Source organism: Mycobacterium simiae (assembly GCF_008370645.1).
Lineage (GTDB): Bacteria > Actinomycetota > Actinomycetes > Mycobacteriales > Mycobacteriaceae > Mycobacterium > Mycobacterium simiae_A.
This window is the reverse complement of the sequence record NZ_VTZN01000361.1, coordinates 1-1,893: the sequence shown is the minus strand read 5'-3', so window position 1 is coordinate 1,893 and position 1,893 is coordinate 1. Positions and strand designations below refer to the sequence as shown.

Annotated in this window: 3 protein-coding genes and 1 pseudogene; 2 read left to right on the top strand and 2 right to left on the bottom strand. The window is 62.2% G+C overall.

The annotated features are described in order from the left end of the window. Positions 1–199: pseudogene (locus tag F0Q45_RS29760) on the bottom strand (hypothetical protein); the annotation flags it as partial. Further along, the gene (locus tag F0Q45_RS25775; protein ID WP_149656560.1) at positions 189–722 is read right to left on the bottom strand and encodes a hypothetical protein; all 534 of its coding nucleotides are present in this window, start codon (positions 720–722) and stop codon (positions 189–191) included. The pseudogene F0Q45_RS29760 and the gene F0Q45_RS25775, both read right to left, overlap by 11 nt. A gap of 262 nt (positions 723–984) precedes the next feature. Here F0Q45_RS25775 and F0Q45_RS25770 point away from each other — a divergent pair, with 262 nt between their 5' ends. Next, positions 985–1,278: a hypothetical protein gene (locus F0Q45_RS25770; protein WP_149656559.1), complete on the top strand. Its 294-nt coding sequence runs from the start codon at positions 985–987 to the stop codon at positions 1,276–1,278. Between the two features lie 2 nt (positions 1,279–1,280). Further along, positions 1,281–1,893: hypothetical protein (locus tag F0Q45_RS25765; RefSeq protein ID WP_149656558.1), on the top strand; the 613-nt coding region annotated here is incomplete at its 3' end.

Below are 1,893 nucleotides of genomic sequence, written 5' to 3'. Positions count from 1 at the left end.
TCCAGCAAATCGCTGGCGGTGCGCCCCCGATGTCCGCCAATCGGGATCGTTGATTGTGCAGGTCGTTCGCCTCGCCGCTCTTCAACTCTCCCGCATTTCGCCAATAGGCGACTCCGGTCGCAGGTGCGTCAGGTCGCGAGGGCCACCAGGCTCCCACTAACAACGGCGACCACTTGCCGGGCGGCAGGTCAGCCACCACCGCACACGGCCTTCATACGCGCGTCTTTCGTGATGACATCGTCTGCCGCTGATCGCCAAACTGGGTCTTCACGTCCCGTCGCGATGCCCGCTGCGGCCGTGCTGTTGCTGTAAGCCGCGGCCAGCGCAAGCGCAGCGTCTCGATCGCCGGACTCTAGCGCCGGTGCTGTATTCACTGCTTGTTGGAGCAGCATCGCCCCATTGACTGTAGAAATGTTTGCCAGCGCTGGGTTGTCGCCATTGGTTTGCACTTGGACCGCACGTGCCGCAAGCTTGTACACCTCACACAACTTCTGGTGCGCTGCTGCGACTTCAGCAGCGGTGTACGTTTGCGGCGCGGACGTTGCCGTGCTTGCGGTTGTTCTGCTCGTTGTAGGGCGGGTCAATGCCACAATCAAAGCTGCAGCACCGAGTAGGGCGGCAACGACCGATAGCGCTACTGCCGGCCAGGTGCGGGGGCGGGCTGAGGGGTAGGCGGGATATGGTGGTGTCCGTTGCTCCGCTGGCGGGTAGTAGGTCGTCACGTCAGTAAGGCTATTCCTGCTGCCGTCTGCGTGAACTCCAGTGCTTGTCGCTGATGGCAGCTGCGGTGCTGCATCGACGCCGTGATTTCGGGATGGACGTCCGCGCAATTCAAGTCCAGTGCCAGGGAGAATCGCTCATCACCGCGGCAAGGAGCGCGATCGCGTCCGGCTGCGCTCTCGCACTTCGGGATCGGGATCGTCCGGACTCCACCGCAGAAGTGGTTGCACACATTAAGTTCGGATACGCCCTATGCTCCTCTGCATGGACTCGCTGGTCGTCGGTGTGGGAAGCGTGCGGGCGATGGCTGTCCGGTGGCACGCGCGGGCTTCCGAGCTGGACGCCAGCCCGCCGCCGCTGATTGAGTCGTCGTGTCAGCCTTCCGTGGCGGCTGTGAATACCGGGCATGCCGCCCTCGCTATTGCTGCGGAGTCGCTCACCGGTCGGGTGCAGGCCAGTGCAGCCAAAGTCGCCGCTGGCGACGCCAGCTATATCAACAATGAGGCCACCTCGGCGGCCGAGCTGGCTGCGGTAGCAGATCCGTTAAGAGGGTGGTAGCGATGGCGGCCGCAGGTGGGTCTTTTCCCAGTTTGTCGCAGCTCTTGTCCTGGCCCACAGAGCATCTCACCCAGGCGGCTGATTATTGGGTGACTACCGGTAATCGTTGGTATGAAATCTTCAGCCAGAACTGGCGAGACAGCCTTTCGGTCGACTGGAAGGGCAATGGAGCGGAGGCGCTGCGCACTCGGACCTACGCCGACCACAAAAAGGTCGGCGAGTTAGTCGACCAATTGCATGAGGCGGCCAAGGTCGCGCGCGGCGCGGCGTCCGATTTGTATGCGGCCAGGTCGCGGGTGCGGTACGCGGTTGAAGACGCCCGCGACGCCGGATTCGATATCGGTGAAAATCTCTCCGTCACCGACCGCTCCGCGGGCGGCTCATCTGCGGTGCGAGCTGCCAGGCAAGCCCAAGCTCAAGCATTTGCTGCCGACATCCGCCAACGCGCCATGCAACTGGTTGCGCTGGATCAACAAATCGCTGCCAGAGTTACGACCGCAATGGCCGGCGTCGGCAATATCTTCCCAGCGGATAATCCGACAACAACTACCACAACAACCCCTCCACCCGCTCCGAAATGTGATGCTGAAGACATTGCAAAACTTATGAGGAAAA